This is a genomic window from Microcoleus sp. T3_D1 (assembly GCF_036700405.1).
Classification (GTDB): Bacteria; Cyanobacteriota; Cyanobacteriia; order Cyanobacteriales; family Microcoleaceae; genus Microcoleus.
In genome coordinates this window covers 61,807-84,055 of record NZ_JAUBOV010000001.1, presented here as the reverse complement: position 1 = coordinate 84,055, position 22,249 = coordinate 61,807, and the positions used below count along the sequence as shown (strand labels likewise).

Annotated in this window: 18 protein-coding genes and 1 pseudogene; 12 read left to right on the top strand and 7 right to left on the bottom strand. The window is 45.6% G+C overall.

The genetic code is table 11. From position 1 onward, the window contains the following. Positions 1 to 71 precede the first annotated feature (71 nt). The 3 genes from QT992_RS00360 (at position 72) to tsaB (ending at position 3,081) form a co-directional block, all read left to right on the top strand. Complete coding sequence (locus QT992_RS00360; RefSeq protein WP_333314568.1) at positions 72 to 320, top strand: Ycf34 family protein; 249 nt, start codon at positions 72 to 74, stop codon at positions 318 to 320. Between the two features lie 287 nt (positions 321 to 607). Next, complete coding sequence (locus tag QT992_RS00355) at positions 608 to 2,320, top strand: serine/threonine-protein kinase (RefSeq protein WP_333336365.1); 1,713 nt, start codon at positions 608 to 610, stop codon at positions 2,318 to 2,320. A 2-nt stretch (positions 2,321 to 2,322) separates the two neighbouring features. After that, positions 2,323 to 3,081, top strand: a complete 759-nt coding sequence (gene tsaB, locus QT992_RS00350) for a tRNA (adenosine(37)-N6)-threonylcarbamoyltransferase complex dimerization subunit type 1 TsaB (RefSeq protein ID WP_333336362.1) — start codon at positions 2,323 to 2,325, stop codon at positions 3,079 to 3,081. A gap of 43 nt (positions 3,082 to 3,124) precedes the next feature. Here tsaB and QT992_RS00345 read toward each other — a convergent pair whose 3' ends face one another. Beyond that, positions 3,125 to 3,454 carry a hypothetical protein gene (locus tag QT992_RS00345; protein WP_333314562.1) on the bottom strand — a complete coding sequence of 110 codons (330 nt, stop codon included), beginning with the start codon at positions 3,452 to 3,454 and terminating at the stop codon, positions 3,125 to 3,127. An 84-nt stretch (positions 3,455 to 3,538) separates the two neighbouring features. Between QT992_RS00345 and QT992_RS00340 the strand changes: the two genes are divergently transcribed. Continuing rightward, complete coding sequence (locus QT992_RS00340) at positions 3,539 to 6,361, top strand: CHAT domain-containing tetratricopeptide repeat protein (protein WP_333314559.1); 2,823 nt, start codon at positions 3,539 to 3,541, stop codon at positions 6,359 to 6,361. Between the two features lie 558 nt (positions 6,362 to 6,919). On the opposite strand, the gene QT992_RS00335 is transcribed toward QT992_RS00340, so the two are convergent. Next, a complete protein-coding gene (locus QT992_RS00335) occupies positions 6,920 to 7,741 on the bottom strand; it encodes an SDR family NAD(P)-dependent oxidoreductase (protein ID WP_333314558.1) in 822 nt (273 codons plus the stop codon). Between the two features lie 697 nt (positions 7,742 to 8,438). Then, positions 8,439 to 9,872, bottom strand: a complete 1,434-nt coding sequence (locus QT992_RS00330; protein WP_333336358.1) for a carotenoid oxygenase family protein — start codon at positions 9,870 to 9,872, stop codon at positions 8,439 to 8,441. Positions 9,873 to 9,945: 73 nt separating this feature from the next. Between QT992_RS00330 and QT992_RS00325 the strand changes: the two genes are divergently transcribed. From QT992_RS00325 to QT992_RS00290, 8 genes and pseudogenes are all read left to right on the top strand, one after another. After that, positions 9,946 to 10,959 carry an LD-carboxypeptidase gene (locus tag QT992_RS00325; RefSeq protein ID WP_333336390.1) on the top strand — a complete coding sequence of 338 codons (1,014 nt, stop codon included), beginning with the start codon at positions 9,946 to 9,948 and terminating at the stop codon, positions 10,957 to 10,959. 104 nt (positions 10,960 to 11,063) lie between these two features. After that, entirely contained in the window at positions 11,064 to 11,822 is a 759-nt protein-coding gene (locus QT992_RS00320; protein WP_333336355.1) for a class I SAM-dependent methyltransferase, read from the top strand. Positions 11,823 to 12,043: 221 nt separating this feature from the next. After that, the gene (locus QT992_RS00315) at positions 12,044 to 13,045 is read left to right on the top strand and encodes a cytochrome c oxidase subunit II (RefSeq protein ID WP_333336352.1); all 1,002 of its coding nucleotides are present in this window, start codon (positions 12,044 to 12,046) and stop codon (positions 13,043 to 13,045) included. Positions 13,046 to 13,123: 78 nt separating this feature from the next. Next, positions 13,124 to 14,929: a cytochrome c oxidase subunit I gene (gene ctaD / locus QT992_RS00310; protein WP_333314548.1), complete on the top strand. Its 1,806-nt coding sequence runs from the start codon at positions 13,124 to 13,126 to the stop codon at positions 14,927 to 14,929. Between the two features lie 290 nt (positions 14,930 to 15,219). Next, entirely contained in the window at positions 15,220 to 15,843 is a 624-nt protein-coding gene (locus QT992_RS00305) for a heme-copper oxidase subunit III (protein ID WP_333314546.1), read from the top strand. A 193-nt stretch (positions 15,844 to 16,036) separates the two neighbouring features. Next, positions 16,037 to 16,417, top strand: coding sequence for an HNH endonuclease (locus QT992_RS00300; RefSeq protein WP_333102328.1), 381 nt, complete (start codon positions 16,037 to 16,039; stop codon positions 16,415 to 16,417). Between the two features lie 233 nt (positions 16,418 to 16,650). After that, positions 16,651 to 17,929: pseudogene (locus QT992_RS00295) on the top strand (RNA-guided endonuclease InsQ/TnpB family protein). 62 nt (positions 17,930 to 17,991) lie between these two features. Then, positions 17,992 to 19,224, top strand: a complete 1,233-nt coding sequence (locus tag QT992_RS00290; protein WP_333336346.1) for a hypothetical protein — start codon at positions 17,992 to 17,994, stop codon at positions 19,222 to 19,224. A 14-nt stretch (positions 19,225 to 19,238) separates the two neighbouring features. On the opposite strand, the gene QT992_RS00285 is transcribed toward QT992_RS00290, so the two are convergent. The 4 genes from QT992_RS00285 to QT992_RS00270 all read right to left on the bottom strand — a co-directional run bounded on the left by QT992_RS00285 (position 19,239) and on the right by QT992_RS00270 (position 22,222). Then, positions 19,239 to 19,538, bottom strand: a complete 300-nt coding sequence (locus QT992_RS00285; RefSeq protein ID WP_333314541.1) for a (2Fe-2S) ferredoxin domain-containing protein — start codon at positions 19,536 to 19,538, stop codon at positions 19,239 to 19,241. 123 nt (positions 19,539 to 19,661) lie between these two features. Further along, entirely contained in the window at positions 19,662 to 20,636 is a 975-nt protein-coding gene (locus tag QT992_RS00280) for a cysteine synthase A (RefSeq protein WP_333146687.1), read from the bottom strand. A 65-nt stretch (positions 20,637 to 20,701) separates the two neighbouring features. Then, positions 20,702 to 21,283: a Uma2 family endonuclease gene (locus QT992_RS00275; RefSeq protein ID WP_333314538.1), complete on the bottom strand. Its 582-nt coding sequence runs from the start codon at positions 21,281 to 21,283 to the stop codon at positions 20,702 to 20,704. 300 nt (positions 21,284 to 21,583) lie between these two features. Continuing rightward, entirely contained in the window at positions 21,584 to 22,222 is a 639-nt protein-coding gene (locus QT992_RS00270; RefSeq protein ID WP_006632618.1) for a peroxiredoxin, read from the bottom strand. Between the last annotated feature and the right edge of the window lie 27 nt (positions 22,223 to 22,249).

Here is a 22,249-nt window from a genome sequence, read left to right as displayed (position 1 = left end):
TCTTGCTACGCTAGATTAACAGAAAGCTCAAATTTAACCAATCTTTTTGAAATGCACAGAGGATATCAAGAATGTGTATTTGTATTAACTGCCACTATGTAGACCGCTGCTTCACCTACCACGCCGTAGAAGAACAGCACGAACAGCTTCACCTTACCGAAACACCCGATTTCGACCCCGTAGAACCCACCATCAACGTCAACATCCGCCCGCGCCAAGACGCAATTGAAATGGAATGGGATGTCGTTGGGTGTGAGAGTTTCAAGCAAGAGACCGGCAAATGGGCCTCATTGCGGCCAGGCGAACTCGTCCCGACTTAAGGAAGAAGTCATTAGTCATTAGTCATTAGTCATTAGTCATTAGTCATTAGTCATTAGTCATTAGTCATTAGTCATTAGTCATTTGTTGGTTGTTGGTTGCTATTTGTTGTTTTTTATAGGTTTTTTGTGAGTTGTTGGCGATAACAACCAATAACCAATTCCCAATTCCCAATTCCCGATGCCCTGTTTGGCCGATGCCCTGTTTGGCCGATGCCCTGTTTGGCCGATGCCCAATTCCCCATTCCCCATTACAAATCTAAAATCTAAAATCTAAAATCTAAAATCCAATGTGCTATTGCTTAAACCCAACTTGTCAGAATCCGCAAAACCCAGGGGATGCAGAATTGTGCCAAAGTTGTGGCTCAAAATTGTTGTTAACTCTTGATTCAGAAACGCCATCAGCATCTCGCTACCGAACCCTAAAGCCGATCGGGCAAGGAGGCTTTGGCCGAACATTTCTAGCAGTTGATGAAACCAAACCCCTGATTTTTTCGCAGTGCGTAATCAAGCAATTTTTGCAGCAAAATACCTCAGCCGAAAAAGCCGCTCAACTATTTCACCAAGAAGCAGCCCAGCTAGAAACCTTGGGAAAACATCCCCAGATTCCAGAATTAATCGCGCATTTTGAACAAGACGGGAGACAGTATTTAGTACAAGAATTTATAGACGGCAAAAACCTAGCCAGAGAATTAGAACAAAAAGGAGCATTCACCGAAACTCAAACTCGGCAAATCCTCAACGATTTATTGCCAGTGCTCCACTTCGTCCACAAATCCAAAGTTATTCACCGCGATATCAAACCCGAAAATATCATTCGCCGCCGACTAACTCCAACTCCTTTACCCGCCTTAGAAAATTCCTATCAGCCCTCTCCTTTCCAAAAAGATATTGTTTTAGTAGACTTTGGTGCAGCTAAGAAAGTAACAGCAACCGGGTTGCCGCAAACTGGTACAATCATCGGCAGTGCTGCTTATACAGCCCCAGAACAATTGATGGGGAAAGCAGTTTTTGCTAGCGATATCTACAGTTTGGGCGTTACTTGCATTCACTTGCTGACTGAAATTCCTCCCTTCGACTTGTTCGACAGTACAGAGGATTCTTGGGCTTGGCGAAATTATTTGAAGACTGCTGTTAGCGATGATTTCGGCCGCATCCTCGACACCATGCTTCAAAGTGCCACCAATCGGCGCTACAGTTCAGCATCAGCAGTCATCCGGCACTTGAACCCCAAACCGGTGTATTTAGACGCACCGCCGGTGCTAGACGCGCCGGAAACGCCCGCAGAACGGGTGGTTACACCTGCGCCCGGTGTCTCGCTTTTCACTCGCCAACAGCAAGCCGAAATTCAGCAAGCTTTACAAGAGGATCTCGCCCCGTACAATGTTACAATCCAAGTCAGTCAAGCCAAGCAACAGCTCAATATCGTCATCAACAGAACCGAAGACAACCCCGTTTACTATCCGCACTTATCTCAAATAATTGCCACCAGACTCACCGATTTGCAGTTAAATAAAGTCGCAGCCGTAAAGCTGTTGGGAAGACTCAACAATTCTCGCCGCCCGGAGTGGAAGCAAATATTGCAAATCGATCCCAAGATTAAATTGAGAAACAAACTCGTGCGGCTGCAACACAATCAATTACTCAAGAAAGCCGCCTCTGTTACTACCCAAGAATTTTGGCTGCCGAAGTTGAAAACTCAAGATTTTTGGATAGATGCGCTAATGTTTGCCTTAGTTTGGTTTATCTTTGGCTCTCAAATAGTCATTTTTAATTCTTGGTTTGCGCTAATAGTTACGTCGGGTTTTATGACGGTGAAGCATCAAGTTTCCCAACATAAAGAATTTGCTAATAAAAATTTATTTGCAAGTTTAGTAGTGCTGTTTTTGATGACTGGGGGCATGGGTAATTCTAGGATTTTAAATACGGGAATATTTGGCATTCTTTTGGGTTGCTTAGTTGTGGCTTTACCGCTGTTTTTTGTTAAGGAAAATTATCAGTAATCGTGAATAGCAATCCCCAAGACGGAACATCTGTTAAAAAATACGGCTTAGCCCTGCACACAGCTAGTCGCGAACTCGGTTTAGCCATCAGCAATTTTGCCGGGGATTCTCGCTGCCAAACTTGGAATTTGGATCGGGATTTAGCGACTCATTTGCATCAGTATTTAGTCGAGTTTATTGGACCGCAAACTTGGGCGGATTTGGCTTTTATTGCAGTGGCGAAGGGGCCCGGAGGTTTCACGGGGACTCGGATGGGTATGGTGACGGCGCGGACTTTGGCTCAACAGTTGGATATTCCGGTTTTTGCGATTTCCACTTTGGCGGCTGTGGCTTGGGCGGAACCCCCCCAACCCCCCCTTGCTAAGGGGGGGCTTTTGAGTGCAGAACCTTCCCTTGCTAAGGGGGGGCTTTTGAATACGGAACCCCCCCAACCCCCCCTTGCTAAGGGGGGGCTTTTGAGAGATGATATTGCGCTGCAAATGCCTGCACAGCGGGGACAATTGTTTGGGGCGGTTTATTCAGTTAACAAAGATTCTGGTTTAACTGAGTTGTTTCCTGAGACGGTGATGACTCCTGAATCTTGGCAAGAAAAGTTGGATAATTGGGGAAATTGTTATCAGTTAATTGAAGTTGGCAGCGAGTTGGGTTCGTCGGTTTCTAGTGTGTTGGAATTGGCTTATTTGGAGTGGCAAATGGGAAGTCGTCCTGATTGGTCGGATGCTTTGCCTTTTTACGGGCAACATCCGGTTAAGGGACACTGAATATTGGGAATAGGGAATTGGTAATTGGTAATTGGTAAATTGTTTATTTAAGGGCGATACAAACTTCGAGGCAAAAAGTTAATGTTAGGGGGTCTGGGCTTTCGGTTCGCAATCGATCGATCTCAGCTCGATCGCAGCCGCGAGATTCCATAAAATCAAGCATCCAGTTCGTTATTGTAGCGAGATCGATGTATTTTGCTCCGAGACAAACAGGGCAAATTTCTGGGCTGAGGGTACCGGTGCCCCCGCATTCGGGGCAATCCCAGTGGGTTGTTACGGGATCGGGGGTAGTTAGGATGTTGTTCATGCTGGGAAAAAGTACGCGCGGCGTAGCTATCCGGCAGGGAATCGCATTACTCGTTAACTCTAGCAAAAATGCCGATCGCCCTGACTTCTTCCTGCCTTTACACTAAGGGGGCTAGCGACTAAAATTGACAACAATACAAAAGGGGTGGCTATGTTCGATCGCACTCAATGGTTTTTGGCTGGTATGTCGATCGCACTTTCGGTTCAGTTAAGTCAGCCACTTGCAGCAGCCGTGCCCGTTGGTAAAGTCGTACAAACAGCACAAACTAACGGTAACGAGGCTGCTAAAAAAGTATTTGAAGAGGCAGAAAAACTTTACCAGCAAGGAACAGAGAACTCAAAAAGAAATGCGATCGTCAAATATGAAGAAGCATTAAAACTGTATCGGGCAATCCGCGATCACCGTGGGGAAGCTCTCACCCTCAACAACATAGGTAAAATCTACGGACTATTGGGAGAATACAAAAAAGCGCTAGAGTATTACAGTCAGTCCCTTCCCCTATTTCGGGCAATCGGAGATCACCGTGGGGAAGCTCACACCCTCACCACCCTTGGCAATCTCTACGGAGTATTGGGGCAAATACAGAAAGCGCTAGACTATCACACTCAGTCGCTTCTCCTATATCGGGCAATCGGCGATCGCAGTGGGGAAGCTGCCGCCCTCAATAGCATCGGCGGTAAATACTCAGCTCGGGGAGAACACGAGAAAGCACTAGAGTATTACAACCAGTCGCTTCCCCTGAGTCGGGCAGTAGGCGATCGCGGTAAGGAAGCTCAAGCTCTCCTAGGCATCGGCAGTGTCTACTTAGAAGTGGGAGAAAAACAGAAGGCGCTAGACTATCACAGTCAATCGCTTCCCCTGTTTCGGACAACAGGAAATCGCCGTATGGAAGCTTTCACCCTCAACTACATCGGCGGTATCTACTCAGAATTGGGAGAACAAAAGAAAGCATTAGAGTATCACAGCCAGTCGCTTCTCCTGAGTCGAGCAATCGGCTCTCGTCTTTTTGAATATCGCAGCCTCACCAACATCGGCAATGTCTACTCAGCATTGGGAGAAAAAAAGAAGGCGCTAGAGTATTACAGCTCGTCCCTTATCCTGATTCGAGCATCAGGTGGTGATCGCGTTGGGGAAGCTATTATTCTTAACAACATCGGCAATGTCTACTCAGCATTGGGAGAAAAACAGAAAGCGCTAGAGTATTACAACCAGTCACTTTCCCTGACACGCGCACTAAACGATGTCGCTGGGGAAGCAAACACTCTTTACAACATAGCTTCTGTCAAACGCAACCAAAACAATCTTTCTGAAGCCCTCAACTACATTGAATCCTGTCTCAAAATAATTGAAAATCTCCGCACCAAAATAGCCAGCCCAGAATTTCGTACTTCATACTTTGCCACAGTACAAAACTATTACGAATTTTACATCGATTTGTTAATGCAACTGCATAAAACTAATCCTAAATCCGGTTATAATATCAAAGCACTAGAAGCCAGCGAACGTTCAAGATCCCGCAGTCTTCTCGAACTTCTTTTTGAAAGTAACGCCAACATTCGCGAAGGCATTTCACCCGACTTAGTGCAACAAGAAAAGAGCGTGCAACAAGAACTCGATGCTATTGAAAAGCAGCGCATCAAAACAATCAGCATTCCCAGTCCCAACGCAGCTAAAATTGCTGAAATTGATAAACAGCGCCTCGTACTTTTGGAACAATATCAGCAAATTCAAAACAGGATTCGTACTGCTAGCCCCCGTTACGCAGCCCTCACCCGGCCCCAACCTTTAACGCTACCAGAAATTCAGAAACAGATTCTTGATAAAAACACTATTTTATTGCAGTATTTCCTTGGCGAAAACCGCAGCTATTTGTGGGTGGTAACATCAACAAGACTAACCAGCTATGAATTAGCAAAACGCGCAGATATTGAAACAACAGCTAAGAACTTCTTAGAAGCAATAACTAGCCCAGTCCAGAGAAATATTTCCCAACAAGTTGCCCAAGCAAGTACAAATCTGGGTCAAGTGATTTTGCAACCCGCCGCAGCCCAATTAGGCAATAAACGGTTATTAATTGTTCCCGACGGCGTGCTGCACTATACCCCTTTTCAAGCTTTAACTCTTGCCAAAACCGCCGGAGAAAATACCACTGTTCCCTTAATAGCCGAACATGAAATTATTACCTTGCCTTCGGCCTCAACTCTCGCCATTCTCAGGCAAAACTACGGAGATAGAAAACCACCCAGCCAAACTTTAGCAATTTTAGCAGATCCTGTTTTTAGTCCAGATGATGAAAGAATTAAAGGCAAAATTACCCAAGCAACGACAGAAAAATTAGAAGCAAACAACCTCGGTTTAAATCGCTCGCTTCGTGCTTCTAATCGGCAATGGCCGCCCGAACGCCTCGCATTTACCCGCCAAGAAGCCCAAACAATATCCAGCTTATTCCCCTCAGCTTCTAGCAGTCAAATACTTGATTTTGATGCCAGTCGCACTACGGCTACCGAGGGGAGTTTAGTTAATTATCAAATTGTTCACTTTGCCACCCACGGCCTTGCCAATAGCAAAAATCCCGAACTGTCAGGAATTGTGATGTCGATGGTAGATGACAAGGGCAATCTTGTCAATGGTTTTTTGCGCCTCACGGATATTTTCAACTTGAAACTGTCAGCAAATTTAGTGGTTTTAAGTGCTTGTCAATCGGGCAGGGGACAGAATATTAAAGGCGAAGGAATGGTGGGATTAACAAGGGGCTTTATGTATGCGGGGGCGCAGCGGGTGGCGGTGAGTTTGTGGAATGTGGATGATGAGGGAACTTCTGTGTTAATGCAAAAGTTTTATCAAAAAATGGTGCAACAAAAGTTAGCGCCGGCGGCAGCTTTGAGGGCGGCGCAGATGGAAATGATGCAGCAGGAAAAATGGAAATCGCCCTATTATTGGGCGGCTTTTACCTTGCAAGGGGAGTGGAAATGATATACAGCACTTTTGCTGGTAAGTAAGTACATAGCCCTTGTAGGGACACGGCAATGCCCATTGGTGTCAACTTAACGTTAAACCAGTAGTCCGACAATCCGATAGTCCGATAGTCCGACAGTCCGATAGTCCGATAGTCCGACAGGGAATGAATTCCCTGTCTCATAGCTAAAGTCCTCTGAAGAGGACTAATGAGTTTAAAAATTCGGCGTTGCTGGGCGTTGCTACATACAGGTAGGAATTCAGATTTCCCAATTGCTATAAGACAAGTAGGGTGAGTTTTGTAACATCAAGCAAAAAGTTGATTCCTACCGTGAATCAGCAACGTCAAAAATTCTTTTTCCCAGTCCTCTTCAGAGGACTTTCGCTATGAGACAGGGATTTCAATCCCTGGCGGACTACGGGGTGGGCGGGCAGACTACCGGGTGGGCGGGCTGACAGCTTAAGTTGACACCAATGGGCCGAAGAACCCGCAACGGGCAAGATGCCCGTTCCACAAAGAATGAGTTTTCTTGTGGGGAGTAGGGGTTGGGCCGGAGAGCCCGCCCATAAAAGGGTTTATCGCCCGCTAGCTAAAGCCTCCCGCAATTTGCGGCCCCGCGATTTATCCCGAAGTTCGGGAGTTGCCATCCGCAACACAAAATCCAGCAACCAAGGCGCAATTCGGTGACACCAAACTGCTAGATGACTTTGCCATCCTACCAAGATTTCCGGCGCATCTTTCTGCAATCCGGCGACAAGTGCTAGGGCAACTTTTTCAGGAGTTGTGGGCACTACCCAGCGGAATTGCTCCAAGTCTCGCACCATGTCGGTATCTGTTAGTGATGGCAGCAAAGCTGTGACTCGAACATTGTACTGAGTTAACTCGCTGCGTAAAGCTTGGGTGAATCCCAAAATGGCAAATTTGGTAGCAGAATAAGTCGCCATTGTGGGAGCGGCTATTTTGCCCATTAAGCTCGAAACATTGACGATTGTTCCCTCTTTTTGAGTCGCCATTCGCCGAGCTATCAAGCGGGTAATTGTGTAGGTTCCGAGCAAGTTTAAGGCGATTTCTTCCTCGATTAATGGCAGCGGCGAACGCAAGAATGATGCTTGGTGCGCGACGCCTGCACAGTTGACTAGCAGGTGAATCGGGCCCCAATCTCGCCAAGCTTGGGCGATCGCAATATTCACCGCTACTGACTGAGTTAAATCCAAAGCTAACGGCACTACTTCTGTGCCCAAAACATCGATTTCCTCTGCCAGTTCAATTAATTGCTTGCGGTTGCGCGCCACAATCAACAAGCGTTTGACTCCTTGTCTCGCTAATTCCAGGGCGATCGATCGCCCAATTCCGCGCGAAGCTCCTGTAACAAGAGCCGTTTTTCCTTGAAGTTGCATAGATTAAACCTTTTGGTAGATGCTCACCGCGGCACGGAGTTATGAGTTGTGAGTTGTGAATTATTAGTTATGAGTTGAATGTTTTGGCGGTAACAACTCATAATTCATAATTGTTGAAAAGGCTATCTTGTTTCGATAGACCTCATTTACTTGTGGGGTTAACTCAAAACTAAAAACTTTTGAATCGCTAACGTGCGCGTGAGTTGAACTAAACTTTGGGTTGGCCAGAAATCAGTCAAATATCTGGTCATTTAACCTCATTCAAGCAGACAAACCTGAGATGGGCAAACCTAGTCGAGAATCATGTCAAAGCGGGCTTTATTACCGCTTTTTCTTCAGTCTGCAGAGGCGGACTTTGCCTGTGTAGCCGCGAATTTATTCGCCGGGTATTGGTTTCCTTCAGTCTGCAGAGGCGGACTTTGCCTGTGTAGCCACGAATATACGCCGGGGATTGGTTATTCGCCAGGGCTTAATTACCCCTTTTTTTAGTCCGCAGAGGCAGACGATATCCTGTGCCGCCGCGACTTACAATCGCTGGGGATTCGTGCGAATTGGCACAGGATAATTGAGCAATGCAGATTATCAATTCCACACCTCCTAGATATGAGAATTTCCTATCTACACACACCTTAACAACTTGACAGAGAAGCGGCAACAATTTTTAATAAATCTTCCGCAACACTTCTTTACAATTTTCTCAGACTGCCGATTTCCAAGTGCCGTGAAAGCCCAAAGGTATGACACCGGGCAGTTCTAGCTTGCAAACAGGTTCGCGGGAAAGTCCGTCGCTGTCAAATATCCAGACTTCGCTGCTGTCAGAATTGCCGTCGTAAACAACTGTTACTATCCAACCTTTCTCCGACGAAATATCTGGAACGTAGATGGGCTCTGTGGGATAGCGATTTTCGCCCAAGTCGGCAATTGTGAGATTGCGGGTTTGCGTGTCCAAACGGGCGATCGCACCGAAACGTTCCGGTACAATATCAACGTCAGGGCGATACATTGCCAGATAAATATATCGTGCGTCTTGCCCTATTTCGGCAGCAGGTACGATCGGAAACTCACAAGGTTTATCCAACAATTCTTCTATTCCTGTCACTTTCGCCGTCAGAGGATTGAGATGCACCCGCCACAGAGTCCCCTCCGCATCGGTGCGAGTTTCACCTGTCGCTACTTCTTTGAGCCGCTGATTAGTTTTAAAGTCAGCGAAGCGCACAAAATCAACCGCCACCGAACCATCTTCCTTCACAAAACCATTAGCAAAATGCCACTGGAACCAAGAATCTGTTTCGCCGCGACTAACTAAAGATAGAGTTTCCGAGTCCAAAACTAATATCTGGGTTCCTAACTCGGGTTTCCATTCAAAAGAGTCGCTATAACTGCTAATTCCAGCTAACACTGGTAAAGCTTTTAGTCGCATCGGCGGTACAAAAAATATTAAATACTTGCCAGCTAAAACAAAATCGTGGATCATGGAAATTCCATCTAAAGCCACAGTTGCTTTTTGCTGAATTTTGCCTGTAGCATCGCTTTTATAGAGATTCAACTTTGTAGTAGCACCAATAGTAACTCCAAAGTTGTAAATATTGCCAGTCCTGGGATCGCATTTGCCGTGAGCAGAATAGGGAAATTCTCCTGCAGGATTTCCTAAATTATCGATGCCAATAGTTTCTAAAGTTTGCAAATCGAGGCTGTGAGGCGGGCCTGCTTCCCACAAAGCTAAAAGGCGATCGGGCAAAGCTAAAACAGAAGTATTGGCAGCATTTTTAACAGGTTTGCTCCAGCGCAGCCACACAGGGCCCGGTGCTGTCATGCCATAATTACTGTAGAGAAATTTATCAGCTTTTTCTTCAGCTTGATAGCCCGCTGTCTGCACGTAGCGATAAACAGCAGCAGCACCGGCATCGGTAAAATGTACTGCCAAAATTGCACCGTCGCCGTCAAACCAATGTCCCGCATTCATGCCGCCGCGTTCCAAACGTGCGGGCCCGTTGCGGTAGAGAGTGCCGCGCAATCCTTCGGGAATTTTACCAGTTTTAACCAATAGCTGAGTCAGCGGAAACTCTGCAGCCGGACGCGCTAAAGATTTTGCCCAAGATTTTTTAGCGGAGATTTTAGTGTCGGTTTTCATTGTAAACTCGCAATTTTAAACTGATCTGACAGAAATTTTGCTATACAATTATAGCAAAAATTACCTAACACCTATGACTCTCCGCCGCCGTGCTCTGCTCAGAACTTTTGGGCTGACTGCTATTGGTACTCAGCTTTTGCCCCTCGCCCAAACTAACCTATCTCCCAAAAGTGCGATCGAGCCGCGCCGCCTGCAAGTCGGCGATACTGTAGCTTTAATCAATCCTGCCGCTTTCAACTACGAAAAAGAAGTGCAGCCATTTTTTAAAGTTCTGGATAACCTGGGTTTAAAAGTTAAATTGGGAGAGCATTTTTACGATCGCTACGGCTATTTAGCCGGCAAGGATGCCGATCGCGCCGCCGATGTCAACGCAGCCTTTGCCGATGACTCAGTGCAAGCTATTTTTACCGGGATGGGCGGCTGGGGCTGCGGTCGGATATTGCCACTCCTGGATTACAATATTATCCGCAACCATCCCAAAATTATTATGGGATTCAGTGATATTACGGCGCTGTTATTGGCGATTTATGCTAAAACTAATATAGTTACTTTTCACGGCCCTTTAGGTGTGTCAACTTGGAGTCCATTGACAGTAAAATACGTCAAAAAACTTTTGTTTGAGGGCGGCTCTATAACCATGCAAAACTCCCCAAGCGTGCAAGTTCAAACAATCGGGCGCGGCACAGCTAGGGGAAAACTCATCGGCGGCAATTTATCAGTAATCGCAGCAATGGTGGGTTCTGCATATTTACCGGAATGGGAAAACAGTATTTTGTTTGTTGAGGAAGTTGGCGAAGAAGTTTATCGCATCGATAGAATGTTGACGCAGCTTAAATTAGCGGGCATTCTCGATCGAATATCAGGTTTTATTTTCGGACAGTGTACCAAGTGCGAAGCTGAAAAACCCCAAGAGTCCCTAACCTTACCTCAAGTCTTGTCCGACCACATTCGCCCTTTGAATATTCCTGCGTGGTATGGTTCTATGGTGGGACACATCCGGGAGCAGTTCACTTTGCCGATCGGTCAAGAAGTCGAAATCGACGCTGACTCTGGTAGAATTAAATTGTTAGAATCCGCTGTCAGCTAAATCTTAAACTATTCTGGATATTACCGAGGCAGAGCCTCTGGATCTGCGTTCCCAGGCAGAGCCAGGGAACGAGAAATAAATTTAAACACAAAATCAGAAATATCGTGAAACAACTCGCACAATTCCTTAAACCCTTAACAGTAATAATCTTGACAATTCTTTGCCTGTTGCCGCTTAATGCCTGTGCAGCAGCAAGTAAAACCGCCAATAGCGACTCCATTTATCAGCAGCGAACTGTCCACAATCCCGACGGAATCGGCAAATTTTACATGGGTCGAGAAATTGCCCAAGTCATGGGATATCAAGGCGCTAGTTGGCTGGAAAGACCGTCTCGCGGCATGGAAGAAAAATCAGCTCGATTAGTCAACAATCTCGATTTAAAACCCACCGATATTGTCGCCGACATTGGAGCTGGAACTGGCTATTTTAGCTTTCGCATCGCTCCCTTAGTTCCAGAAGGAAAGGTTTTAGCAGTTGACGTGCAGCCGGAAATGATTAATTTTCTACAAGTGAATAAACAAGAAAAAAATATCGCTAACGTTGAGCCAGTTTTGGGCAGTATCGACAATCCGAATTTACCGGAAAACAGCGTAGATTTAGTTTTGATGGTCGATGCTTATCACGAATTTGCATATCCCAGAGAAATGATGCAAGGAATTGTGAAAGCACTCAAACCGGGAGGCCGCACGGTATCGATCGAGTATCGGGGCGAAAACCCGCTGATTCCCATTAAAGGTTTGCACAAAATGACGCAGAAGCAAGTGAAAAAAGAAATGGCCGCCGTGGGTTTAGTATGGAAAGAGACAAAAGATATGTTACCCCAGCAGCATTTGATGGTGTTTGAGAAAAAATCTCAAATTTAGCAGCCAAACAGAGCGATTATATACCATTTTTAATCATTTTTGTCAAGGTACAAAAGACGTATTTTTGAGGCGCGCGGGCGATCGGTCAAAAATTCTAAGCCTTAAGTAACCCTTAAGAGAGACATTTTACTAAAAATACCATTTACAATTAAAAATTGATAACCCAGAGGCGCTTCCTTCATTTTTCAAGCGAAGAAGTGTCGCTATTAAGAAGTACCAGCGTGAACATTCCAAGTTCCATCCTCACCATGCTCGCCGGCATCGGAGTGACTCTGATCAGTCTCTGGTACGGGCAGAATCACGGTTTGATGCCGATCGCCGCCTCTGACGAAGCATCCGACATAGACGCACTTTTCAATACAATGATGACTATTTCCACTGGACTATTTATCATGGTGCAGGGAATTCTCATCTTTGCTGCAATTAAATATCGCCGCCGTCAAGGAGACAACACAGACGGGCCGCCTTGGCATGACAACTTTCCCTTAGAAATTCTTTGGACAGCCGTGCCGGCGGTGATTATTTTAGGAATCGGAGTCTACAGTTTTGAGATTTACAACTCAATGGGGGGCCTCGATCCGATGGGGAATCACGACCACGGCACCATGCAAGCGCACTCTAAAATGCGGGGAAGTGCGATCGCAGCCACACTCTCAGATACACCCCAAAATGCCCCTCAAATTCCGTCTCAAAAACTGGTTGCTTTAGGCGTAGGCGCTTCCCCAGAAAATGAAGACAAACCAGCAGATTTAGTTGTAAATGTCGTGGGTTTGCAGTACGCCTGGATTTTTAGCTATCCAGAAAGCGGCGTTAGTTCCGGCGAACTGCATATGCCAGCCAACCGCGACGTACAGCTAAATATCTCAGCTCAAGACGTGCTGCACGCATTTTGGCTGCCGGAATTTCGCCTCAAACAAGATGCAATTCCCGGGCGGCCGAGCGAACTGAGATTTACACCAACTAAAACCGGCGAATACCGGGTTGTTTGTGCTGAATTGTGTGGCGCTTATCACGGAGCGATGAAAGCTGTAGCAGTCGTTCACACGCCCGAAGAATTCGACGGTTGGCTGCAAAGCCAGCAAGTTGCTAGCAGTCAAAACTTAGAGCAAGCAGTTGCAGTCAATCCAGGGGAATTGTCAGACGGTGAATTTTTGGCTCCCTACGTCAGGGAAATAAAAATTAATTCCCAAACCCTAGAACAACTTCACCCAACTCATCACTAAAAATAGTCATTAGTTCCTGGCACGGGGTCTTCGATCCTTAGCTAATAACTAATGACTAATAACTAATGACTAATAACTATGACACAAGCACAGTTCCAAGAAAGTGCAAACACTGAGGCTCGCGGAACAGCGCCCGCCGATAGACATTGGCGCGACTACTTCACTTTTAATACCGACCACAAAGTCATCGGTATTCAATACCTGGTAACAACATTTATTTTCTATCTAATCGGCGGCGTGATGGCAACTTTGGTGCGAACCGAACTCGCCACCCCCGACGCCGATTTTGTCACACCCGAACTCTACAACAGTTTATTTACTGTTCACGCGACGGTGATGATCTTCCTGTGGATCGTACCCGCAGGAGCCGGATTTGCTAACTTTTTGATCCCCTTAATGATCGGGGCCAAAGACATGGCATTTCCCAGACTGAATGCGATCGCCTTTTGGATGATTCCCGTAGGTGGCGTGTTGCTGTTGAGCAGTTTTTTGGTAGGAGCTCCGCAGGCTGGTTGGACATCCTATCCGCCTTTGAGTTTAGTTACTGCTCAAGCCGGGGAAGAAATTTGGATTCTCAGCGTTTTGATTCTGGGAACTTCTTCGATTTTGGGGGCGGTGAATTTTGCCATTACCATCTTCACCATGCGGGTTCCGAGCATGGGTCTCAATGATATGCCTTTGTTTTGCTGGGCGATGATTGCGACTTCAGCGCTGAGTTTGATTGCTACTCCAGTGTTAGCCGCAGCTTTGATTTTGCTGTCGTTTGACTTGTTAGCAGGGACGGCATTTTTTAACCCGACCGGCAACGGCGATCCTATCGTCTACCAGCATTTATTCTGGTTTTATTCGCACCCCGCAGTTTACATTATGATTCTGCCCTTTTTCGGGGTGATTTCAGAAGTTTTGCCGGTGCATTCGCGCAAGCCAATTTTTGGTTATTTGGCGATCGCCTATTCCAGTCTCGCGATCAGCTTTTTGGGCTTGATCGTGTGGGCGCACCATATGTTTACCAGCGGCACCCCCGGCTGGCTGCGGATGTTTTTTATGATCACGACTATGATCATCGCCGTACCAACAGGGATTAAAATATTTAGCTGGTTGGCAACTATTTGGGGAGGCAAACTCCGGCTTGTCAGCGCGATGCTATTTGGGATGGGTTTTATCTCAACATTTGTGCTCGGCGGCATCACCGGGATCATGGTAGCTTCCGTACCTTTCGACATTCACGTTCACGACACTTATTTTGTCGTCGCTCACCTGCACTACGTGCTGTTTGGCGGCTCAGTGTTTGGCATTTACGCTGCTTTTTACCACTGGTTCCCCAAAATGACGGGGCGGATGATTAATGAATTTTGGGGTAGAGTTCACTTTGTTTTAACCTATGTTGGCTTTACTGTAACTTTCTTGCCGATGCACGCTTTGGGGATGCAAGGAATGCCTCGGCGGGTGGCAATGTACGACCCGAAATTTACCACAATTAATGTCATTTGTACTGTCGGTTCTTATATGCTGGCAGTGTCTACAATCCCGTTTATCATTAATGTGATTTGGAGCTGGATGTACGGCCCGAAAGCAGGTGACAATCCTTGGCAAGCTTTGAGTTTGGAATGGATGACGACTTCGCCGCCCCCGATCGAAAATTTTGAAGGAGTGCCGGTATTGGCAACAGGGCCTTACGATTACGGCATGGAAAAAATTCAGAATACAGGGGAACGTCTCAGGCTCAAGCTGAGGGAAAATGCCACCCGCAACGCCCAGAAAACAGGTATTCCTGTTGCGGAGGCTCAAGCTTCAACTTTCTTTGGCGGTACTGCCACTTTGGTCGCTCCTGAATCAGAGATAGATGTTGATTCTCCTGCTGATGAAAGTCAAGATGGCGAATAGTTATTAGTCATCAGGCATTAGTTATTAATGTCAACAAACACGTCTAACGTAGTACGGATCTGCTATCTGACGATTAAGCTCTCGATCCCCCCTAGCCCCCCTTAAGAAGGGGGGAACCGGACACACTCTTTCGTCCCCCTTCTTAAGGGGGATTGAGGGGGATCGAGACTCCGCTATAAACGAGAGATACAAAGATTCTCAGGCAATTGTTGGCACTAATGTCCTCTTCCTTCTTCCTTCTTGCCTCTTCCTTCTTCCTTCAACATCTCATTACCAACTAGCAATTTCTTATGCAAATTCCAGCGATCGATCCGACAAAAACAGCCCTAAATTACCACCACGAGGGCGAAGTAGAAGCACACGGTGTCGAGCATCCCGACCACCGAATGTTAGGCGTAATTGTGTTCCTGTGCGCTGAAGGCATGATATTTTTCGGTATGTTTGCCGCGTATTTGATTTATCGGGCGATGGCCCCCGTGTGGCCTCCTGAAGGTACGCCAGGGCGAGAGTTATTGCTGCCGGGAATCAATACGGTGATTTTGATTGCTAGCAGTTTTGTGATTCACAATGCTGATAGTGCAATCAAAAAGAATGATGCCGCCGGAATGCGGAATTGGTTGCTCGTAACTATTGCTATGGGCACAGTTTTCTTGGCAGGTCAGGTTTACGAATACACTCATTTAGAGTTTGGCTTGACGACTAATTTGTATGCCAGTTGCTTTTACGTTTTGACTGCTTTTCACGGCTTGCACGTTACGTTTGGAGTGCTGTTGATGGCGGGGGTAGTGTGGCGATCGCGCACGCAAGGCCATTATTCTAGCGAGCACCACTTCGGAATCGAAGCGACTGAGATTTACTGGCACTTTGTCGATGTGATTTGGATTATTTTGTTTTTGTTGCTGTATATTTTGTGATCCCAGAGGCTTTTCAACCTCTGCCACAAGAGATTTGTATGACCCCCAATTGGGGGTTTTTTTATTGTTTGGAGAGTGCGATCGACTTTCATATCAAGTCCGGTCGAGCGACCGCGATTTTCGTAGGGGCGGGTTCACCAACAATACCTGCCAATAATTGACAATCTCAAAAACCCGCCCCGACCGGGATATTATGGTTAATCGATCGACTTTCATTCACCTCCTCAAAGCCGATCGCGCTAAACTAAAAGTAGCAATTCTCCTATCCAGCAGCATTGAGAAAATTATGCAGTGCGAATTGTGCGATCGACAAATGGAAGCATTAACCGCCCATCACCTCATCCCCAAACAAAACACCAAGCGCAAAAACGAAGATCCAAGCCCGACAATCGACATTTGCTCAGCCTGTCACCGCCAGATTCACTCTCTATTTGACAACAAACACCTCGCCCAAGAGCTCAACACCCTGGAAAAGCTCAAAAATAACCCAGAACTCCAGAAATTTGTCTCTTGGATTAAGAAACAAAAAACCGACAAACGCATTCAAGTACGCGGCAAAAAAGCTCGATCGTAGGGCCATAAATTAGGTATATACTCCTGGACGCAGTTACTGTCTGAGGTCCGGTTTCTTCATTAATTTTTCATTCCCTAACCCAAAATTTAACATATAAACCCGGTTTGTTTGCGTAAATCCTACTATCATAAAACTTCATTAAGATTGTAAGCATCAATAAACAATGGTAGTACCATATAGTCAAGAAAGTAAAATAAAAACTTGTTGCGCTAGTTAAAAAATGGAGAGTCTGGATGCAACTAGCAGAGAGGCACATCATTAAATCTACGGAACACCGTTTCGCCCAGATTGATGAATTAGCTTTTAAATCCAAGAATCTCTACAATGCTGCTAACTACGTCATTCGTCAGAGTTTTGTCTATGGATGGGGTTACATTAATTACAACGAGATGAACCGTTTAATGAAGTCTCATCAAGCCTACAAGGTTTTGCCAGCCAAGGTAAGTCAACAAATCTTGATGATATTGGACAAGAACTGGAAATCGTTTTTTGAAGCTGTCAAAGCTTACAAAGTTGATTCCTCTAAATTTACTGGTCGCCCGAAACTACCGAAGTACAAAGATAAAGTCAAGGGTCGAAATATTCTTGTCTATACGATTCAGGCGATTAGTAGCAAGCAGTTGAACAAAGGAATTATCAAGCTTTCGGGTACACAAATCTCAATAAAAACCCAAATAAAATCAGATAAAATTTGCCAAGTTAGGCTGGTTCCCAAATGTGATTCCTATGTAATTGAGGTAATTTATAATGAACCGGAGTCCACCGTCGAACAGATTCAAACAGAAGCAGTAGCTAGTATCGATTTGGGACTAAATAATTTAGTGGCGTTAACTTCAAATCAGTCGAGTTTTACCCCTCTCCTGATTAACGGGCGACCATTGAAATCGATCAATCAGTTCTACAACAAGCGTAAGGCAAAACTACAATCTCAATTGAAAGGAAGTAGCAAGACATCATCCCGTATTCAACGCCTAACTCGTTGTCGCAATCAAAAAGTAGATAATTACTTGCACTCCTCCAGCAGGCTTATAATTAATCTTCTCGTCGCACGAAAGATTGGGACGCTAATAATTGGAAAAAACCTACAATGGAAGAGCGAGATTAGCTTAGGGAAGCAAACCAATCAGAACTTCGTAAGTGTTCCTCATTCCCGATTAATTGAAATGTTGGAATACAAAGCTGAATTGGTTGGGATAAGGGTGATTGTGCAAGAAGAATCCTATACTTCTAAATCGAACTTTCTAGCTTTAGACCCAATCCCTGTTTATGGGAAGACTGGCGCTAATGATGTCGCATTTAGTGGCAAGCGAATTAAGAGAGGATTGTACAAAACATCGGTCGGTCAATTAATCAATGCGGATGTTAACGGAGCTTACAATATTTTGAGAAAAGCAATCCCAAATGCGTTTAGCTTTCTTGATAGGGAGCTGCGTAGTTCAGCCAAGGCGGGTCAATCCGCTCGAAGTGAAAGTGAAAGGGGAGGGACTTAATGCCTCCCATGTCATGTCATAAATGACTATACTTTTACCAGCTATAGTAATTTACTTATTCGTAACAAGCTGCCAACTATTATCATGAACCTCACCTCCCTCGAACTCGCAAAAGACCGAGCGCGCATCTTCAAAAACTATCTCCAAATGGAAATAGATGCCCAAGCTAACATCAACAAACTAGCTTTTTTAGACCGGGGCATTGAAAAATCTCCTTACCAACAACACATTAAAAACTATCCCGATTATCTCAAACAGAAACCCGACGGCATAAAAGTAATTAGCTCTCTTCCCGGCCCCAATAATCCCCTCAAACTTACCCCATTTCCCAGCCTGGGAGAACTACCTCAAATTAACTCTCAAGCTTTAAGTTTCCTCCACGCAGACATCAAAGAAGCCTGCGTTTGCATTGGTACTTTTGTAGACGGCAAAATTCAGGCACAGTGGCTGGGAAAAAACGCACTTACCAATATTGAGCAGTGGAGTGCCACTAAAATTATCCCACTCCTTAATATCGTCAGTCAAGTAAATACCAAATATCCAGACTGCGACATTGACAACTGCGTTGTTAGAGATGGCAACGGGCTAAGACACGATTTTTACTTTTACGATTTAGCAAAAGATATGATTAGCTATGCCTCAAATATAGCAAGTTCAAACTCCTTAGCTGCGATGTTCAAACGCTTCGATACTCGTATAGGACTAGAGCAATGGCTGAAGAGCGCTACTGGCAATAATGACCTAATTTTTCGCGGCGATTACGGCGAAAATCCTTATCACAACAACCCAAAAATATTTGATCTCAGCAAAAAACAAGTGCTGCTAAGTGCCGCATTAAACAGCACCAAACAAAAAAATTCCGTATCTGCTTATGACTTGACCAGGCTAATTTCCATGTTAGGATGGCACTTCCATATCGAACAGCGATCGCGCATGAAAGGATCTCAGTGGAACAGCTTAGAAAGCATTGTCAGAGCAATGGGACATGATAGCGCTCGATATGTGGACGTAGCAATTAAAACTTTGGGGATGGATAGCCTTATAACTTCTCCAGTAATTATCTCAAAATTGGGTTACGGACTGAGCTCGATCAGGGGAACCCTAGAAACAGTTTATGTGGCTTTAGTGCGGTTTGTTGACGAGCGGCCGAAAGCGGCGGGAAAGCCGGCAAAACTCAGAACTTTAGCCATGAGTTTGCGGGCCGAAAAACCTGTAGGCGGTTCCACCAGTGTCGATCGCCTAGCGATCGAACAAGACGCCAGAGTCGCCGCCGAAGTCACGGAAATTCTCCGTCGGTTGTTTGCCGAAGAATTTTAAACGCGGGCTCACGACTACTTAGAAAGTCGGTGAAACTTGCGATAAAGCATCCTTTCCACTGGCTTTCCTCCCCGCAAATGTTGCTCAGTTATTGCCGCAACTTCTTCAGGGCAAACGCCATTGTACCAAACCTCTTCTGGCAGCACCAACACCATCGGCCCGTTGCCGCACTGTCCCAAACAACTGCTAGCAACAACTTCAACTTCTGAGGGCGACAATTGCTGAAAAGCTGCCAGTACCTTTGCTGAATTTTGCTTGCGACAAGTGCGGTTTTGACAGACAAGAACTTGCCTAGAAGATTCTGTGATTTTCATGTTTTTTTACTTGACATTCTGCTAAATATATGCTATTTTTTTATCATGGGAATAGGTGCGCGCATATACGCCCAGATTTTATATATGCCTAGATTTTAAGGTGCGCCGCAGCGCACCCTACGGTTAATCTGGTGACAAACCTTTGGAAGCCAACCATTGTCGATCGAACAAACGCGACTGATACCGAGCCCCGCCGTCGCAGAGTACCGTAACAATCGTATGTCCAGGCCCCATTTGCTTCGCTAAAGCCACAGCCGCCCCCACATTAATCCCCACAGAACCGCCCATAAACAGCCCTTCTTTTCTCAGCAGTTGGTAAATCACCCGGACAGCTTCAGTATCGTGAATTTGGATGGCGTCATCTACCGGAGCATTCTCCATATTTGCAGTCACGCGGGTGGTGCCAATTCCCTCAGTAATCGAACTACCTTCAGTCTTAATTTCCCCAGTTTTGAAATAACTGTAAAGCCCGCTGCCCATCGGGTCTGCCAAGACAATTCTCACAGCAGGATTTTTTTCTTTCAAAAACATTCCTACCCCAGCAAAAGTGCCGCCGGTACCGGTAGCTGTTACCCAAGCATCAATTTTCCCGTTTGTTTGTTCCCAAATTTCCGGCCCAGTTGTCTCGTAATGAGCTCGGCGATTGGCTAAATTGTCAAACTGATTTGCCCAGACTGCATTCTCCATTTCCTCCGCCAATCTTCCCGACAATTTGACATAATTATTCGGGTCTTTGTAAGGGACAGCGGGAACAGTCCGAACTTCAGCGCCCAAGGTTTTCAAAGCATCGATTTTTTCTTGAGATTGGTTATCGGGAATCACAATCATACATTTGTAACCTTTAGCGTTGCAAATGTGGGCCAAACCGATGCCAGTATTGCCCGCAGTGCCTTCAACAACAGTGCCGCCCGGTTTCAGCAAGCCTTTTTCTTCTGCATCTTTGATGATGTATAAAGCAGCCCGGTCTTTTACAGAACCGCCGGGATTGAGAAACTCTGCTTTACCGAGAATTTCGCAGCCAGTTTCATCGCTGAAGCTGTTTAAGCGAATTAGTGGTGTGTTGCCGATAGTGCCTACAAAGCCGTTTTTAATATCCATATTTTTTGCGTGTTTGCATCCTATTATTAATTTTTACAAGAAGTTGATATTTATTGCTACCACTTTTACCAAATCTTGCTCATATTGAGTACGAATCCCGGCAAAACGGGGTCGCCGCTGACTGTCGCGGGATTCTCCAAACATTCCTCTGGTAAACCAGGACGGTAAATATAAACTCTGCGATTTTTGCGGTCAATTAACCAGCCTAACTGCACTCCTGGTTCTCTCATATATTCTTGCATTTTTTCTTGCAAGGGCTTGAGATTGTCAGAAGCCGACCTCAGTTCTACTACAAAATCCGGGCAAATCGGGGCAAACTTTTGCTTTTGTTCTGGTGACAAAGCATTCCACCGTTCCAGTTTAATCCACGAGGCATCTGGAGACTTGTCACCCATTGCAAGCTTAAATCCCGTACTGGAGTCAAAACAAATACCGGTTCCATCTTGGCGAGCCCAAATATACAACTCTCCAAAGACGCTACCGCTGCGATTTCCAGTCTCCGAACCAGTAGGGGGCATAATTAGCAATTCTCCCGATTTGTTGCGTTCAATGCGTAATTCACTATTGATTTGACAGAACTCGAAAAACTCGTCGTCTGTCATTTGCAATTTGGGCGGTATTCGCAACACAATTGTTGATGACAGCATTTTGCCTTTCCTCCAATCTAAAGTGTTTACACAAGATTGCACAATTTCTTTGTTTGTAGTTAGGACTTGAGTCCTAAAAAATCAGGATTAAGGACTCAAGTCCTAAATGTAAGCTGTTGTGGACTCAATTCCGGTTGTATCGGAATGATTAAACCACAGAGGGCACAGAGGACACAGAGAAAGAGAAGAGAGAGATAATAATTCCGATGTCAACGGATTTGATATGACGCGGGAATTATAGAGGTAAGGTGCTCCGTGGGCACCCTACATAATTAGGTTCTGCTTCCAGGAATGTTAAACCTATTTATTCGGCTGAGGAGTCATCCGCAAATAAGGCTTAATCGGCGTGTAGCCTTTAGGAAATTTCTCTTCCAACTCTTTCGGGTCGGTAATCGAAGGTACGATTACGCAATCGTCGCCATCTTTCCAATCAACCGGAGTCGCAACGCTGTATTTGTCCGTAAGTTGCAAGGAATCAATTACTCGCAAAATTTCATTAAAATTCCGACCAGTGCTCGCCGGATAAGTAATGCTCAAACGCAATTTCTTTTCCGGGTCAATCACAAAAACTGTGCGGATTGTTAAGTTGTTTAGCGAGTTGGGATGGATCATATCGTAAATGTCGGAGACTTTACGATCGCCATCTGCTAAAATCGGATAATTGAGGGTGACATTTTGAGTTTCCTCAATATCTTTAATCCAGCCCATGTGAGAATCCACATCATCGACGCTGAGGGCAATGGTTTTGACGCCCCGCTTTTCAAATTCCGACTTTAGACGGGCCACTGCACCGAGCTCTGTGGTGCACACTGGAGTATAGTCTTTCGGGTGAGAAAATAACACGACCCAGCTATCGCCAGCCCAGTCGTAGAAATTGATTTCGCCTTCCGACGAAGCTTGGGTAAAGTTGGGAACTGTGTCGCCTAATCGCAGAGTCATAACTGATTTCCTCTAATTTTATTTAAG

Bases quoted from the DNA above. Each gene is read 5' to 3' on its own strand.
- QT992_RS00360 (WP_333314568.1), top strand. From the start codon at position 72: ATGTGTATTTGTATTAACTGCCACTATGTAGACCGCTGCTTCACCTAC.
- QT992_RS00355 (WP_333336365.1), top strand. From the start codon at position 608: ATGTGCTATTGCTTAAACCCAACTTGTCAGAATCCGCAAAACCCAGGG.
- QT992_RS00340 (WP_333314559.1), top strand. From the start codon at position 3,539: ATGTTCGATCGCACTCAATGGTTTTTGGCTGGTATGTCGATCGCACTT.
- QT992_RS00335 (WP_333314558.1), bottom strand. From the start codon at position 7,741: ATGCAACTTCAAGGAAAAACGGCTCTTGTTACAGGAGCTTCGCGCGGA.
- QT992_RS00330 (WP_333336358.1), bottom strand. From the start codon at position 9,872: ATGAAAACCGACACTAAAATCTCCGCTAAAAAATCTTGGGCAAAATCT.
- QT992_RS00325 (WP_333336390.1), top strand. From the start codon at position 9,946: ATGACTCTCCGCCGCCGTGCTCTGCTCAGAACTTTTGGGCTGACTGCT.
- ctaD (WP_333314548.1), top strand. From the start codon at position 13,124: ATGACACAAGCACAGTTCCAAGAAAGTGCAAACACTGAGGCTCGCGGA.
- QT992_RS00305 (WP_333314546.1), top strand. From the start codon at position 15,220: ATGCAAATTCCAGCGATCGATCCGACAAAAACAGCCCTAAATTACCAC.
- QT992_RS00300 (WP_333102328.1), top strand. From the start codon at position 16,037: ATGGTTAATCGATCGACTTTCATTCACCTCCTCAAAGCCGATCGCGCT.
- QT992_RS00290 (WP_333336346.1), top strand. From the start codon at position 17,992: ATGAACCTCACCTCCCTCGAACTCGCAAAAGACCGAGCGCGCATCTTC.
- QT992_RS00285 (WP_333314541.1), bottom strand. From the start codon at position 19,538: ATGAAAATCACAGAATCTTCTAGGCAAGTTCTTGTCTGTCAAAACCGC.
- QT992_RS00280 (WP_333146687.1), bottom strand. From the start codon at position 20,636: ATGGATATTAAAAACGGCTTTGTAGGCACTATCGGCAACACACCACTA.
- QT992_RS00275 (WP_333314538.1), bottom strand. From the start codon at position 21,283: ATGCTGTCATCAACAATTGTGTTGCGAATACCGCCCAAATTGCAAATG.
- QT992_RS00270 (WP_006632618.1), bottom strand. From the start codon at position 22,222: ATGACTCTGCGATTAGGCGACACAGTTCCCAACTTTACCCAAGCTTCG.